This is a genomic window from Kitasatospora sp. NPDC059673, assembly GCF_042734215.1.
Classification (GTDB): Bacteria; Actinomycetota; Actinomycetes; order Streptomycetales; family Streptomycetaceae; genus Kitasatospora.
Genome location: NZ_JBHWEN010000021.1, coordinates 17,271 through 31,537, shown reverse-complemented (window position 1 = coordinate 31,537; position 14,267 = coordinate 17,271). Strand labels below are relative to the sequence as shown.

Sequence of the window (14,267 nt, the reverse complement as noted above, 5' to 3'; positions counted from 1 at the left end):
ACTGCACCTGGCCCTCCGGCAGGCCGACGTTGATCGAGGTGATGAGGGACTGCACACCGGCCCTGCCGATGCCGAGGCACTGGCTGTTCGCGGAACCCGGCCGACAGGTCTTCGGCTCTTCCATGACCGGACAGCGCACCGATGCCACGGCCGATGCCGGAGCCGGTCGCGGCAGCGGCCCCGCGATGGAGACGAGGACGGCGGCGGCAAGGCCTGGCCCCGCGCCGAAACGGGACTTCGAGCGGTCATGCCCGTACCAACGACCGCGCCGGCGAAGCGGTCACACCCGGCGCCGGCCGCTCACCCCGTCGGCGGCCGTACTGGTGGAAACTGGCCAGGAGGGGTCACATGGATCGGCGGGGCTTTCTCACCATCACCGAGGCCGCCATGGCCACCGTCGCCGCGAGCTGGGCAACCGCCTCGCCGGCCTTCGCCTCCGCCCTCAACCGCCCCCACGACCTGTGGATCAGGAGCGACGGCGACCAGTTGGCTCTCCTGGTACGGCGACGCCCAACTCAACTCCACCGAGGGCAAGGTCATCGAGCGCTACGAGCGCCCTCGTCTCCTCCATCGACCATGCCGTCCCCCGCGACCAGGCCGTCTCCGGCCGCCTGGCCACCGCCCGCCTCGCTGGCAAGAACCTCGACGGCGCCCTGGACGCGGCCAGCCGTGGCCTGGACCTCCTGGAAATCAAGGTCCGCTCGGTCCGCGCCGTCAACCGCCTCACCAAGTTCGAGGGCCACCTCAAGCGGTACGGAACCGAGCCCGCCGTCGGCGAGTTCCGCGAGCGTCTTCGAGCTCTGCCTACCATGGCAGCCTGAGGGACCGTCTGCCGATTTCCTGCTCCGCTACTGACCAGCGCACGACATTAGCCCTCGGTGCGGCGGCCATCATAGGTCCGAAGACCGTGCCCAGTGGCTGACTTCATCGTGGGTTCGGCTCTCGGCCCGCTCGTGACGGTCGGGCCGGTGATTGATGAGCGTCGCTGTGGAGAATGTGAACCAGCTGCTCGAGAAGTCCAGCAGCCCGAGCACCCGTGTCCGGGTCTTCCAAAGCCGTCAGGAGCTCGTCCACCCTGGCCGAGACCACATCTCTTTGGTTAGGCATGAGCTCGATCTGTTCACGCCGAAGCGCGGCTCGTATCGCGGTGAATGCTTTGATCACCGCTTCTGCCTTTATCTCCGGATCTCCGGTCGCGAACTGAAGGTCAGCGTACTTGTCAATCCACCAAGTCAGACCTAGAGCATCGTTGGCGAGGCGTTCGCGCAGCGCGATGAGCCGCGCTGTCTCGCGTTGCTCGTCCAGCCAGATTCGGCGTTCGGCGAGGTCCTCCTGGCGAGCGAACTCCGTCGTCTCCGCATCCAAGCCGAGCCGGACCATGCCGCTGATCGTGAGACGTGGGTCTGTCGTGACAGGAGCCGCCAACGAGGCGTTGACTGCGTCTTCCGCCTCGACGGTGTCCAGGGGCGGAAACGTGCGGCTCACGCGCTCGGCCTCGGCTCGCAGCAACGACCGAGCGAGCGCGTGAGGGCGGACGGGAGCGATCTCCACGTTGACCGGCACGGAGAAGCCGTACGACACAACTGCGGTGAACCGAAGCCCGCCACGTGCGCTGCTCAGCATGGTGGTGAACGAGTGTGGGAGGTGGTCGGCGTGGGAGGTCGCCTCGGGCGGCAGCCCGGAGCGACCTCCCCACGGTCGAAAGCGCTTCACTAGATCGGCGCCTCGGCGCGGGCACGAGCAGCCATTGCGTCGCGAATGGCCTGCGCGTATTGGTGTCGAAGACCACGTCGCAGTTCGCTGTCGCCGCCGAGGATGTGGTTGAGGTCATCGCCGAGGCTGTCAGCCTCTTCCTCGAAGACAACCGAGATCACGTCTCGCAGGGTGGCAGCCGGGATCTTGCCTGCCTCGGCGGCCCGGCACCAGCTGTCCAGCGCGAGAGCTGCAGAGGGCCGGCTTCCTCGATTCCGCCACGCGGCTCGCCAACCGTCAGTGAGGAGCTTCCGGATGGCTTCCCCCTCAGCTCCCTCACGACTGAGCAGGTCAAGTAGCAGGGCCGCGCCAGCTTCTGCATTGTCATCGCCGACAGTGCCGCCAAGGTCCAGGAGCGCGACGAACGTCATCGCGCTCGCGCCCCAGGCCACTGCCTCAGACTCGGGCTCTGGCATCCAGTCGACAAGCGCATTCAGCACCTGGGCAGCGAGCGCAGGCTCGCGGAGCATGCTGGCCAAGGCGTTGAGGGCCGCGCGCGCCGTGGCTTCGTCTGCGGGTTGATCGAGGACGTAGCGCAGGCGGGTGAGCGCAATGTGCGGGAAGTCGCTGCCAAGCTTTCGCCCACAGACCTCGACCACAGCGTGCTGCCGCTCAGCTTGGGTCTTGCCCTTCGCCCAGTTCCGCAGCTTGTCACGTACGGCGGCCCCGACGACCGGATGAACAGCGAGGTCATCGAGGACGTTGACCGCGAGGCTCTTGCGTCCGTCCTGGGCGAGCCACTGCTCGACGAGGTCGAGGATGGTGGTCGGCCCTTCGGACTCGGCAAGTGTCGTCAGCGACTCTGCCAGGCGCTCGCGGTGGGGCTCGGCGATCCCCTTGGTAGCACTGATCTGGCCCAGCCACTCCTTCAGCACAGGAACGAGCTGAGGACGGGTGTGCCAGACGTGTCGCAGCAGGGCATGGTCGATCCCGGGGCGGTCTTGGCTGATGGACGCCGTACCGTCTGGCCGGAAGGCGAGATCGGCGTCCGCACAGCGGCTCCTCGCGTCGGGGCCGGCCAGTGGGCCGCCCACCGGCGTCGGCCAGTTCACTTGCGGCATGGCGAGGAGCTGGTCGGCAGCGTCCAGCACTACCCTCGCCGAACAGCGATCAAGGAATGCACCCGCGATCCGCAGAGCTCGAGACCGAGCGGCCCCGTCCTCGTCGCCGCTGAACCATTGCTCGACGAGGCCTTCCCAGTTCTGGTATTCAGCACGGGCGTTGTCGTCGTCGGCGCCGGTTGCACGCGCAATGATTCCAGCGAGCCGCTCCGCTTCCCCTGGAGCGGTCTCCGGGGTGAGCAGATTGAAGAAGACACTCTCGCTCATACTCAGCCACTTGACCCGGTCTGCCGTAGCGGGCGTGGCAAGCAATCTGCGTTCCACAACTCCCGCGGCACTTGGCCGGCTCGCGGGTGCGATGGCAACAGCCGTTCGCCCGTCGGCTTCGGCTGCCATCCCCCAAGCCGCACGGCTTACGAGTACTACCAGCCAAGTGCCAGCGATCTTTGCACGGGAGGCGTACTGCGTGAGTTGCTCTCGAAACTTGGCTGACAGGAACTCACCGCTGACTGCAAGGTTGAGCAGGTAGCCGGTGTTCGGCTCCTCCGGGATGAGCGCGACGTCGGCTTTCTCCCAGTCGGGAAGCAGCTCGAAAAGCCGAGCGTCGTCCGGCAGAGAGTCGTCCAGCAGTCGCAGCGCTGTCGTACGCCCGCCCGTCCCGCGCTCGGTGACAAGCACCAGGACGTGGTGGGCGCTTCCCTGCCCGGGCTCCGGCTTGAGCAGGAGCGACGCTTGCCTGAAACCGCCGGGCGGCTCGAACAGGTCGCGACGCAGGATGTCCCCACGGGAGAGCGGGCGGGGACGAAGGTGGGCCAGTCCTTGAACGTACTTTGTGACGTAGAGGTCCCGGAGTGCGATGTTGACATCACCGCCGATCTCGCTCTCCGTCACCATCACAGCCGGCCGCTCCTCGACCTCCGGCTGCAATTCCGCGGGGACAGCAGACTGCTGTGCGGCCGGTGGGCTGGTTTTAGAAGGGAACGCAGAAGGGTGGGCCTGAGCCGCGGCTTCAGCATCCGGGCCGGGCGCTCCGTAGGGGTTCATGCCTTCCTCCCCTTGATCTGGTCCCGCCCGACAACGGTGAAGTTGCCACCACCCGTCTTGATGTTCTTGAACGTCTGGCCGCTGTTGATCACCACACCGGCTCCCGTCGTTCGCGGATCGTTCTGAAGCTCCTCGACCAGCTGTCGCAAATCGGCCTCAGCTTCGGAACTCCGCTCCGCCAACGGCCGCAACGCCCTTGCCACACGCCCCGTGTAGAACCGGATGGCGCTCTCTCGGTCTTCGTCGGGCAGGTCAGCCAGTTCCTGGTGAAACTCGTCAAGCCGAACCAGGATGGTCTGCTCGTCCGGCGTTCCGTGCCGCTGGAACAGCTGTGCACACTGCTGCCTCACGTATGCCCAGACGTCGGTACCCATCGCCCCCGCGAAGGCGCCAGCGGCCGCCACGGCCAGTTCCATCGGTGTTGACACGAAACCCCCTATTTGACTCGAACATTCGTTCACGACGATCCGGTACTGCGCCCCATGGGCCGCGGAGGCGGGCCATGACGCGATGCCCAGAAGACCCCCATCTGCGAAATTAGCGAGCCTCAGCCGCAACACGCCCGCCGATCGGCAGATGCGGCACACGTCTTCCGTCGCAATCGAGCCATTTGACGGCCCCTCGGTTTCGGAACCAGGAGTGCCGAACGACAAAACTCCAGAGGAGCGAAATTGGCCTGGCCTGAACTGGTCGATCGGCCGAATCGACGATATGTGCGATTCGCTTGTTCGAATTCTGCCGAGTCCCAGGAGTTCATCGCTGCAACTTCATGCTCTGTCTTCACATCAGGCAATCCAGCCCTACATCCCACCACTACAGGAACATGACCAGCGCATTCGTCACACCCATGGGCTCCAACGACGACCCTCAGGAGCATCGCAGGCGTTTACACAATTGACTGCTTCACGCTGGTCGAGACCATGCCAAATGCCACACTGCCGGAGTGAAGGTCACCACCGTGCGCTGGATCCTGGCTCCGATCAGCAGCTGGCGCGCGCGCCGTCTCCAGCAGACATTCCTGGGCGGATTGCCGCTTGAAACGGCATGGCAGCTGGTCAGACTTCGGTATCACATGGATGAGACGCCTTATATCCGTGATGCCATGAGGCGGCATATGGAGGATGGGAGAGGAGCGCGGGACTCCGATCACAAACCATAGAGCCACCGTCCAAACGTGATGGCCATGCCACCTCAGATTTTCCGAGTGGAACTCTCACCACGAGCGGCCCCTCCCCAACCATGATTGGGGAGGAGTCACCGCACTTGGAAGCTAGAAACGACCGCGGATCTGCATGCCGGTTTCGCTGTCCGGGTTGTTCAGCGCGTCATAGACCTTGTGGCCGGAGTCGCGGGCACCACCGGCCCAGCTGACCTTGCCCGTGTGTGTCAGCTTGGCCGCGATGCCACTCCAGTACTTCGCCTCGCGCTCCCACTGGACGTTCTCCAGGAGGGCTTCCAAGGTGACGCCCTCGGGCATCGGGTCGGTGGACCAGGACATGGTGCGGCTCATGGTCGCGCCGAGACCGGCCACAACGGCAGGAGCAGTGATGGCGGTCTTGGCGTGGAACAGCTCGGCGTTCTGCTGCAGGAAGTGACCGACCGTCTCCATGATCTCGCGCTGGACGACGGCCTGCTCGGGGCGACTGTGGTTGCCGTCAGTGGGGATGTCCTCGTACTCGATACCGGTCGAGGCGGCATGGATGCCGGCCTTGCCGAGCATGGCCGTGGAAATGAGCGTCCGCAGGACAGACATCGTCATCCACTCCGCAGCCTTGTCCGACACCTGGCGCTTGCCGGTGAGGATCAGGCTGGACAGTGGAGCCGTGCCCTCGCCGAACGGCACGGTCAGCGACTCCATCAGCTTGCGCGTCACCGTGGTGCCGAAGTCGCGGCCGTCCATGGACATGGCCAGGGACTTGTCGACCGGGACACCCTTGAGGTTCCGGTCGTGGAAGATCTGCCGGGCGGCCATGACGCTGATGCCGTGGAAGATCTCAATGGAGAGCTTCAGTTCACCAAAGTCGAAGTCCTCCAGGTCGTATGCCGCCGGGTTCTTCTTGATCCGGTGCAGCGCCGTGACCTGGGTCTCGGCGTCGAGGGCGATGAGGCCGTCACGGATCGGCAGGTGCCACATGCCGCTCTCGTCCGGGCTCAGCGGGCGCGGGGACCAGAGGGTGATCTGCGGCACCGACCACGCACTGTCGAAGTCCCCCCGCAGGCCGGCTGCAATGTAGTCCGCGTACTCGCCAACGTTCTTGGCCTTCTTGCTGCCTGCCGTACCTATGGGCCGCTGCACCTCGGCGCGCAAGCGGGCGTAAGGGTCGATCTCATAGCCGGCCTTCACGGCACGCTTGGCGTCCTCCTCCACCTTCGCCGGGTCATTGACGAGGTAGAGCAGGTTCTCGCCGTCGATGACGGCGTTCACCATGACGCCCTCACGGACGACCGAGAGCTGGATGGGGAAGCCGGTGGTGACTGGCTTCGTGAACGTGGTGATGGACACGTGTTTCCTCCCCTGCACGAGCGCCCCTCTGACGTCTCGTCGTGTCGCAGGACGCTAGCTGGCGATCCAACGGCTCGTCAACTGCGGTTGCAGCACCACCTGTTCAGCTCCACCTCAGCTTGGAAATCTCAAACTGCGGTGACGCAGCGCTCGCCACCATGGCGACTGCGGACAAGTTTTCCTTCCAGGCTTCTGTCCGCGGAAGCTGCCGACCCGCCAAAGCGTGAGCTCCAGCCACTTTCGCAACGCCGCAGGTCAGGGACGGAACGAACCGCGAGATCCGAAACCACTGGAAGCTTTGAGGGGCATCGCCTCGACCCCGACTCATCTGACACAAACCGGCGCACTTCGCTCGGCATCCCGACCTCGAACCGGGAGCGCCGATCAGAACACTCGGCCACTGCAGACGCCGAGCACCCTCGGCGATGTCGAGCTGCCAACCCAGCCGCCACAGCCGCCGCCAGCACCCTCAGGCCGCCGGCTCTCCGCCCACCTCACCGGAGCCCCTGACGCCGCCGATCACCACTCATGCCCCCAGAAGCCGGTCCAGCGAGCCGGCATTCGCCGCCCGCGCACCGAACGGATCGAGCTTCTGGCAGGGCAGGGGCGAATTGGTCCAGACAATACGAAAGCCCCAGGTCGCTGACCTGGGGCTTTCCGCTGGAGCGGGCGACGAGAATCGAACTCGCGCTCTAAGCTTGGGAAGCTCATGTTCTACCATTAAACTACGCCCGCAGCTGATGACCCGTCAGGGACGGATCGATCAAGCACCACTGTACCCCATCGAGTGGGGTGGGAGTGCGGGGTTCGGGGTGGCGGCGAGCCTGGTGGGGTGGTGTCCGGTTGGTCCCCTAATGTGACGGCTTTCGGCGGATGTGTGGGAAGGGGACCGATGGAGCAGCGCACTCTGGTTCGTTGTGCGGAGGGGCATCTGTTCGGGACGGTGGCGTTTCCGATGCAGCAGTTGCAGGCGGGGCGGCTGGGGCCGGGGCGGTTGTTGCGGTGTCCGCGGTGCGGGCGGTTGCGGAGTTCGGTGCGGGCCGATGTGTCGGAGCTGTCGGCGGCCCAACTGTCGCGCGGGCTGCGGGCGTAGGCGGTGCGGCCGCCGGTCCGGGCGGCGGTCGGGGCAGGTCCGCGGGGCGGGTGCTTTTGGGTGGCCCGCCGGTGGCACGTACCCTCGGGGGCGTGCTGCTCTCCGACAATGACATCCGTAGCGAGATCGACAAGGGGCGGGTCGTCATCGACCCGTTCGAGCCGGCGATGGTCCAGCCGTCGAGCATCGACGTCCGCCTCGACCGGTTCTTCCGGGTTTTCGAGAACCACCGCTACCCGCACATCGACCCCTCCGAGGAGCAGCCGGACCTGACCCGGCTGGTGGAGCCGGAGGGCGATGACGCGTTCATCCTGCACCCGGGCGAGTTCGTGCTGGCGTCCACCTACGAGGTGATCACGCTGCCGGACGACGTTGCTTCGCGGCTGGAGGGCAAGTCCAGCCTGGGCCGGCTCGGCCTGCTGACGCACTCGACCGCGGGCTTCATCGACCCGGGTTTCAGCGGCCATGTGACGCTGGAGCTGTCGAACGTGGCGACGCTGCCGATCAAGCTGTACCCGGGGATGAAGATCGGCCAGCTGTGCCTGTTCCGGCTCTCCTCGCCGGCCGAGCACCCGTACGGCTCGGAGCGTTATGGCTCCCGCTACCAGGGTCAGCGCGGCCCGACGCCGTCGCGGTCGTTCCTGAACTTCCACCGCACCGAGGTCTGAGCCGCTTCAGCAGAGCGCACGGACAGCAAGGAGGGCCGGCCCCGCAGTTCGGGGCCGGCCCTCGCCATGTGCGGGGCGCGGGGTCAGGCGCGCTTGGGGCTGGTCCGGGCGACCAGCTCGGTGCCGTCCGCGGAGAGCGTCAACTCGGTGCGCAGCTCGGCGAGTTCGCCGAGGTGGTGGAGGTGGGTGCCGCCGCAGGGAATCTCCGCGGCGCCGTCCGGGAGCTCGGCGTGCCAGCGGCGGCGGGCGGTGAGTTCGGGGCCGGGGACGTCGATCCGGACGGCCGCGTCGGCGGCGACCCAGGCGGCCAGGCGGGCGTTGACGTCCTCGGTGAGGGCGGGCAGCGCGTCGGCGAGGGAGGGGAGTTCCTCGGTGGCGTCGACGGTGAAGCCCTTCTTCTTCAGCGACTTGCCGATCCGGTAGGTGTCGGTGCTGGCTTCGGTGTCCATCACCGAGGTGTCCATGGCGAGGCTGTCGAAGTCCGGGTGGCCGAAGGCGTCGGCGCGGCCCGGGTCCTTGCGCCAGCGCGGCGCGAGCGCGGCGTTCAGGGCGAGCGCCAGCAGGTGGCAGCCGGTGTGCGCGGCGGACAGCAGCGCGCGGCGCTCGGCATCGACGGCGAGTTCGGCGGTGCGTCCGACGGCCTCCGGGCCGAGCGCGCCGGCGGGCAGCACGTGCAGCACCAGCCAGGACCAGTCCTCGTCGCCGCGCCGGACCGGAATGTCGGCGCCGGCCGCGAACTCGCCGGCCGGGCCGTGGCCGCCGGTGAGGCAGTCGACAACCGGGTGCGTGGCGCCGTCAACGGTGAGGGTGCCGAGGTCGGCAGGCTGGTCGGGCCAGGTGTGGTCGACCGGGTGGAACGGGGTGGCCTCGGTGACCACGGCGGTGCGCCCGTCCGGCAGGGTGTGCACGGCGAGGATCGGCGAGGCGCCGGTCACCGCCCCGGCCGGGAAGCTGACGTGGGTGGTGGGCAGGCTCATGCGCGGGCTCCGGACGGGATCTGAGGGTGGGCCGAACACCCCACCCTACAAAAATCCCACCATCCGGACGGCCGGGGCTCCGCGGCGATCGGGGCTCAGCCCAGCGTGGGCAGCTTGATCAGCACCAGCAGCGCGATCAGCTGCACCGCCGCCGCGCCGGCCGCCTTGCCCCAGGGCAGGTCGTGGATCCGCCGCACCAGGATGGTCAGCAGCGCCGCGCAGCCCACCCAGGTCGCCCAGCCGACCGCCTGTACCACCAGGTTGTCGGCGGGCAGGAACAGCGCGAGCAGCAGCCGCGGGACGTCGGTGGTCCAGCTGACGAGGACGGCCAGGCCGATCGTCGACTGCCAGGGCCCGTCGCCGCCGAACTGCCGGGCCAGCGCGTAGGTGACGGCGCTGAGGATGCCGCCCGCCACTGTGAAGCCGACCGCGGCCGCGGCGATCGCCCACAGTGCGACCGCGAAGGTGGAGTGCACCACCTCGTCGTAGGTGCTGTCGAGGGCGAACACCGCGAGCACGCCGTACAGCAGCGACACGCTCAGCGCGGGCAGCCACACCTGGTGGTCGCGCATCCGGTCGAAGGTGGCGCTCGGGCGGCGATAGATCCCGGCGAGCAGCTCCCGCCAGGGCAGCCGGGGCCCGCCGAGGTGCGGCGCGGCCTGCCCGCCGGCCCGGTAGACGGCGACGTTGTCCTCGACCGGGTAGCCGCCCTGCTGCGCGTACTGCTGGTCGTACTGCTGCTGGTAGTAGCCGTCCGCCCCGGCGTTCGCGCCACCGTACGGGTCGTACGGAGCGCCGTACGCCCCCTGGTGGGCCCCGTCGTCGTACGGCTGCTCGCCGATCGCGAAGGCCCTGGTGTGACCGGGCTGGTCGCCGGGGTGCGCGGGCGGGGCGGGGTAACCCGGGTTCGGGGCGGGGTAGCCGGGGGTCGGGGCGGTGAAGTACTCGGGGCCGCCGGTGGGCGCACCGCGGTACGGGTCACTCTGCGGGGTGCCCGGTTGGGGTGCCGTCCAGCGCCGGGGGTCGGCTCCCCGTCCGTCGTCGTGTCGATTGCCAGCCACGGCACGACGGTACCCGCAACGGCCGACCCCTGGCCGGGTGATCATGACGGTGCGACCGGATTGCAGCCGTCCTGTGACGCGGCCGCGCGGGCCCGGAAACGGCGCACGGCCGCGCCGTCGGCGGGTCTGCCGAGGGCGCGGCCGTGCGGGGCCGTAGGAGGTCAGCCGGCGACGCGGGTGCCGGGCGCGTGCACCGCGGCGGCGTTGCTCAGGCCGGCCTCGCAGCCGCCGGGGCCGGCGGAGCGGCGCACGGCGCCGATCGGCAGGCGGGTGCCGCAGGCGATCCGCAGGCCGTTGGAGAGCTCGTTCTCGGCCTCCAGGACGGCGCCGTCGCCGATCACCACGCCGTCCAGCGAGCAGCGCTCACCGATCTCGGCGAAGGCACCGACGATGGAGTCCTTGACGTACGCGCCGGCCTTGATCCGGGCGCCCTGGAGCACCACGCTGCCCTCGACGATGGCGCCGGCGGCGATCTCGGCGTCCGCGGAGACCACGGTGCCGGAGCTGAGCACGGCGGCCGGGTCGACGTGCGAGCCGGTCAGCAGCAGGGCCTCGCCGGTCGGGCCGGGGACGGCCGGGGAGTCGACCTTGCCGAGCACCAGGTCGGCGGAGCCGCGGACGAACGCGGCGGGGGTGCCGAGGTCCAGCCAGTACGAGGTGTCGACGACGCCGCGCAGCAGGGCGCCGGTGGCGAGCAGCTCGGGGAAGGTCTCGCGCTCGACGGAGACCTCGCGGCCGGTCGGGATGCGGTCGATCACCGAGCGGGTGAAGACGTAGCAGCCGGCGTTGATCTGGTCGGTGACGATCTGCTCGGGGGTCTCGGGCTTCTCCAGGAAGGCGAGCACCCGGCCGTTCTCGTCGGTCGGCACCAGACCGAAGGCGCGCGGGTCCGCCACCCGGGTGAGGTGCAGGGTGACGTCGGCACCGGAGGCGGTGTGCTCCTCGCGCAGGGCGGCGATGTCCAGGCCGGACAGGATGTCGCCGTTGAAGATCAGCACCGGCTCGTCGGGGCCGCAGGTCAGACCGGCCGCGGCGTTGCGGATGGCGCCACCGGTGCCGAGCGGCTCGTCCTCGGTGAGGTAGACCAGTTCGAGGCCGTACGGGCTGCCGTCCTTGAAGTGGTCGACGAAGACGTCGGCCAGGTACGAGGTGGCGAGCACGACGCGGGTGACGCCGGCGGCGGCGGCACGGGCCAGCTGGTGGGCGATGAACGGGACGCCGGCCACGGGCAGCATGGGCTTCGGCGTGTGCGTGGTCAACGGGCGCAGCCGGGTGCCCTTGCCGCCGACCAACATGATCGCCTCGGTCATGTCCTATCTCCCCTGGTCAGATTCCGGCGGCCCGGCTCGACAGGGTCCGGTGCGCTCGCTCGGTGACTGTGTCGGGCCAACCCAAGGCGGCCTTCGACGGAACCGGCTATTTCCCGGCCCCGCCGCATACTCTATTTGCTCGAACAGCGTGTCAAACCCACTGCCCCCGCCGGGCAGGTGTGCGGGCGGGGGCACGCCTTGGGGCAACAGCCAGGAACGTTCGGCGGCCGTTCGGGCGTCGGTTCCGCCGGTCGGGGCTGCCACTGTCCGCCCGGCCGCCGGTGTCGCCGTGCGCGGTCGGCGGGCCCGTCGCGGGCGGCGGTGGCCCGAACGCCCGGACCCCGGAGCCGCAACGGGCGTCCGGGGTCCGGGGAGTGGGGTGGCGTCAGGCCTGGACGGGCTCCGCCTCGGCGGCGGGGGTGGCCTTGACCGACTCCAGCAGCAGCTGGGCGACGTCCACGACCTTCAGGTGCTCCTTGGCGGCACCCTCGTTCTTCTTGCCGTTGACCGAGTCGGAGAGCATCACCAGGCAGAACGGGCAGGCGGTGGAGACGATGTCCGGGTTGAGGGACAGCGCCTCGTCCACGCGCTCGGTGTTGATCCGCTTGCCGATCCGCTCCTCCATCCACATCCGCGCGCCGCCGGCGCCGCAGCAGAAGCCGCGCTCCTTGTGGCGGTGCATCTCCTCGTTGCGCAGGCCGGGCACCTTGCCGATGATCTCGCGCGGCGGGGTGTAGACCTTGTTGTGCCGGCCGAGGTAGCACGGGTCGTGGTAGGTGATCAGGCCTTCCACCGGGTTGACCGGCAGCAGCTTGCCCTCGTCGATCAGGTGCTGCAGCAGCTGGGTGTGGTGGATGACCTCGAAGTGGCCGCCGAGCTGCGGGTACTCGTTGGCGATGGTGTTGAAGCAGTGCGGGCAGGTGGCGACGATCCGCTTGGTCGGCGCGTCCTCCAGCGCGGCGTTCAGGGTCTCGACGTTCTGCGCGCCGAGCATCTGGAACAGGAACTCGTTGCCGAGGCGGCGCGGGGAGTCACCCGTGCAGGTCTCCTCCTTGCCGAGGATCGCGAACTTGACGCCCGCGGTGTGCAGCAGCTCGGCGAAGGCCTTGGTGGTCTTCTTCGCCCGGTCCTCCAGGGCGCCGGCGCAGCCGACCCAGTACAGGTACTCGACCTCGGCGGGGTCGATGTCCTCGCCGATCACCGGCACCTCGATGCCGGTCTCCTTCTTCAGCTCCTTGACCCAGTCCAGGCGCGCCTTGGTGGCCAGGCCCCACGGGTTGCCCTTGTTCTCCAGGTTCTTGAGCATCGTCCCGGCCTCGGTCGGGAAGCTGCTCTCGATCATCACCTGGTAGCGGCGCATGTCGACGATGTGGTCGACGTGCTCGATGTCCACCGGGCACTGCTCGACGCAGGCGCCGCAGGTGGTGCAGGACCACAGCACGTCCGGGTCGATGACGCCGCCCTCTTCGGCGGTGCCGATCAGCGGGCGCTCGGCCTCGGCGAGGGCCTCGGCGGACACGCCGGCGAGCTGCTCGCTGGAGGCCTTCTCGGCACCTTCCATGTCCTTGCCGCCACCGGCGAGCAGGTAGGGGGCCTTGGCGAAGGCGTGCTCGCGCAGGCTCATGATCAGCAGCTTGGGCGACAGCGGCTTGCCGGTGTTCCAGGCGGGGCACTGCGACTGGCAGCGGCCGCACTCGGTGCAGGTGGAGAAGTCGAGGATGCCCTTCCAGGAGAAGTGCTCGACCTGCGAGACGCCGAACACCGCGTCGTCGGCCGGGTCCTCGAAGTCGATCGGGGCGCCGTTGCTGGTCATCGGGCGCAGGGCGCCCAGCGCGGTGCCGCCGTCATCCTCGCGCTTGAAGTAGATGTTGAAGAAGCCCAGGAAGCGGTGCCAGGCGACACCCATCGACGGGTTGATGCCGATGGTGATGGCCCAGGCGAACGAGATGCAGATCTTCAGCATCGCGAACAGGTAGATCAGGTTGACCAGGGTGCCGTGGGCGGTGCCCTGGAACGCGGCGACGATCGGGTACGAGATCAGGTACGTCGGGTCGTAGGAGGTGACGCCTTCGAGGGCGCCCTCCAGACCGCGCAGCATCATGATGCAGATGCCGATGCCGAGGATCGTGTACTCGACGTAGAACGCCTGCCAGGCGATCGAGCCGGCGAACCGGGACTTGCGGCCGGACCGGGACGGCAGGCTGAGCAGGCGGATCACGATCAGGGTGGCGATGCCCAGCGTGGTCAGGGTGCCGATCAGCTCGACGAAGATGTTCCACACCAGCCAGTGGCCGATGACCGGCAGCGCGAAGTCGGCGTCGAAGAGCTGGCCGAAGGCGTTGACCAGGGTGAGGATCAGCGAGAAGAAGCCGACCGCGACGAACCAGTGGGCGACGCCGACCACGCCCCATTTGTTCATCCGGGTGTGGCCGAGGAACTCCTTGGCCACGGTGGCCACGCGCTGCGCGGGCTGCCCGAATCGGGTGCTGTCGGCGGAGCCGGTGCGCACCACCTTGTAGATGTACAGCGCCGCCCGGGCGGCGAGCGCGGTGCCGATCACGAAGGTGACCAGCGAGATGACGATCGCTGCTAGCTGCATCGGCTCTCCGTCTTCAGCGGCTTCCGGTCCGGGTTCTCCCCAGCCTTTCCAAGTCTCCCCCCAAGAGTGTACTGGTCGGTAACTTTCAGGGGTGACGCGCCGGACATTACCGCGCGTTAGCACCCGCCCAGAAGATGTTCAAGGTATGGCGGCAGTCACTAAGCCCAGACTCACCCGTCCGGAGCAGCTCCGAGCCCTG

Annotated in this window: 9 protein-coding genes, 1 tRNA gene and 1 pseudogene; 2 read left to right on the top strand and 9 right to left on the bottom strand. The window is 68.4% G+C overall.

What is annotated here, in order from left to right; genetic code table 11:
- The first annotated feature begins 461 nt into the window (after positions 1–461).
- Positions 462–821: a hypothetical protein gene (locus tag ACFV18_RS23480; RefSeq protein WP_380486226.1), complete on the top strand. Its 360-nt coding sequence runs from the start codon at positions 462–464 to the stop codon at positions 819–821.
- 103 nt (positions 822–924) lie between these two features.
- Here ACFV18_RS23480 and ACFV18_RS23475 read toward each other — a convergent pair whose 3' ends face one another.
- The 5 genes from ACFV18_RS23475 to ACFV18_RS23455 all read right to left on the bottom strand — a co-directional run bounded on the left by ACFV18_RS23475 (position 925) and on the right by ACFV18_RS23455 (position 7,095).
- The gene (locus ACFV18_RS23475) at positions 925–1,623 is read right to left on the bottom strand and encodes a hypothetical protein (protein WP_380486224.1); all 699 of its coding nucleotides are present in this window, start codon (positions 1,621–1,623) and stop codon (positions 925–927) included.
- A gap of 89 nt (positions 1,624–1,712) precedes the next feature.
- Complete coding sequence (locus tag ACFV18_RS23470; protein ID WP_380486222.1) at positions 1,713–3,857, bottom strand: hypothetical protein; 2,145 nt, start codon at positions 3,855–3,857, stop codon at positions 1,713–1,715.
- Positions 3,854–4,273 carry a hypothetical protein gene (locus ACFV18_RS23465; protein ID WP_380486220.1) on the bottom strand — a complete coding sequence of 140 codons (420 nt, stop codon included), beginning with the start codon at positions 4,271–4,273 and terminating at the stop codon, positions 3,854–3,856. The genes ACFV18_RS23470 and ACFV18_RS23465 overlap by 4 nt, the downstream gene beginning before the upstream one ends.
- An 854-nt stretch (positions 4,274–5,127) precedes the next feature.
- The gene (locus tag ACFV18_RS23460) at positions 5,128–6,360 is read right to left on the bottom strand and encodes a DNA sulfur modification protein DndB (protein WP_380486218.1); all 1,233 of its coding nucleotides are present in this window, start codon (positions 6,358–6,360) and stop codon (positions 5,128–5,130) included.
- 661 nt (positions 6,361–7,021) lie between these two features.
- Positions 7,022–7,095: transfer RNA gene (locus ACFV18_RS23455), tRNA-Gly, on the bottom strand.
- Positions 7,096–7,545: 450 nt separating this feature from the next.
- On the opposite strand from ACFV18_RS23455, the gene dcd reads away from it, so the two are divergent.
- Positions 7,546–8,121, top strand: coding sequence for a dCTP deaminase (dcd, locus tag ACFV18_RS23450; protein ID WP_380486216.1), 576 nt, complete (start codon positions 7,546–7,548; stop codon positions 8,119–8,121).
- An 83-nt stretch (positions 8,122–8,204) separates the two neighbouring features.
- On the opposite strand, the gene ACFV18_RS23445 is transcribed toward dcd, so the two are convergent.
- From ACFV18_RS23445 to ACFV18_RS23430, 4 genes and pseudogenes are all read right to left on the bottom strand, one after another.
- Positions 8,205–9,098, bottom strand: a complete 894-nt coding sequence (locus tag ACFV18_RS23445; protein ID WP_380486214.1) for a metal-dependent hydrolase — start codon at positions 9,096–9,098, stop codon at positions 8,205–8,207.
- Between the two features lie 95 nt (positions 9,099–9,193).
- On the bottom strand, positions 9,194–10,159 hold the full coding sequence (locus tag ACFV18_RS23440) for a Yip1 family protein (protein ID WP_380486212.1): 966 nt from the start codon (positions 10,157–10,159) through the stop codon (positions 9,194–9,196).
- 236 nt (positions 10,160–10,395) lie between these two features.
- Positions 10,396–11,469 (bottom strand): annotated as a pseudogene (locus tag ACFV18_RS23435) (sugar phosphate nucleotidyltransferase); the annotation flags it as partial.
- Positions 11,470–11,854: 385 nt separating this feature from the next.
- The gene (locus ACFV18_RS23430) at positions 11,855–14,068 is read right to left on the bottom strand and encodes a (Fe-S)-binding protein (protein WP_380486210.1); all 2,214 of its coding nucleotides are present in this window, start codon (positions 14,066–14,068) and stop codon (positions 11,855–11,857) included.
- Between the last annotated feature and the right edge of the window lie 199 nt (positions 14,069–14,267).

What these genes read in the sequence shown, in the direction of transcription:
- ACFV18_RS23475 (WP_380486224.1), bottom strand. Translation starts at nt 1,623, where the DNA reads ATGCTGAGCAGCGCACGTGGCGGGCTTCGGTTCACCGCAGTTGTGTCG.
- ACFV18_RS23445 (WP_380486214.1), bottom strand. Translation starts at nt 9,098, where the DNA reads ATGAGCCTGCCCACCACCCACGTCAGCTTCCCGGCCGGGGCGGTGACC.
- ACFV18_RS23465 (WP_380486220.1), bottom strand. Translation starts at nt 4,273, where the DNA reads ATGGAACTGGCCGTGGCGGCCGCTGGCGCCTTCGCGGGGGCGATGGGT.
- ACFV18_RS23470 (WP_380486222.1), bottom strand. Translation starts at nt 3,857, where the DNA reads ATGAACCCCTACGGAGCGCCCGGCCCGGATGCTGAAGCCGCGGCTCAG.
- ACFV18_RS23430 (WP_380486210.1), bottom strand. Translation starts at nt 14,068, where the DNA reads ATGCAGCTAGCAGCGATCGTCATCTCGCTGGTCACCTTCGTGATCGGC.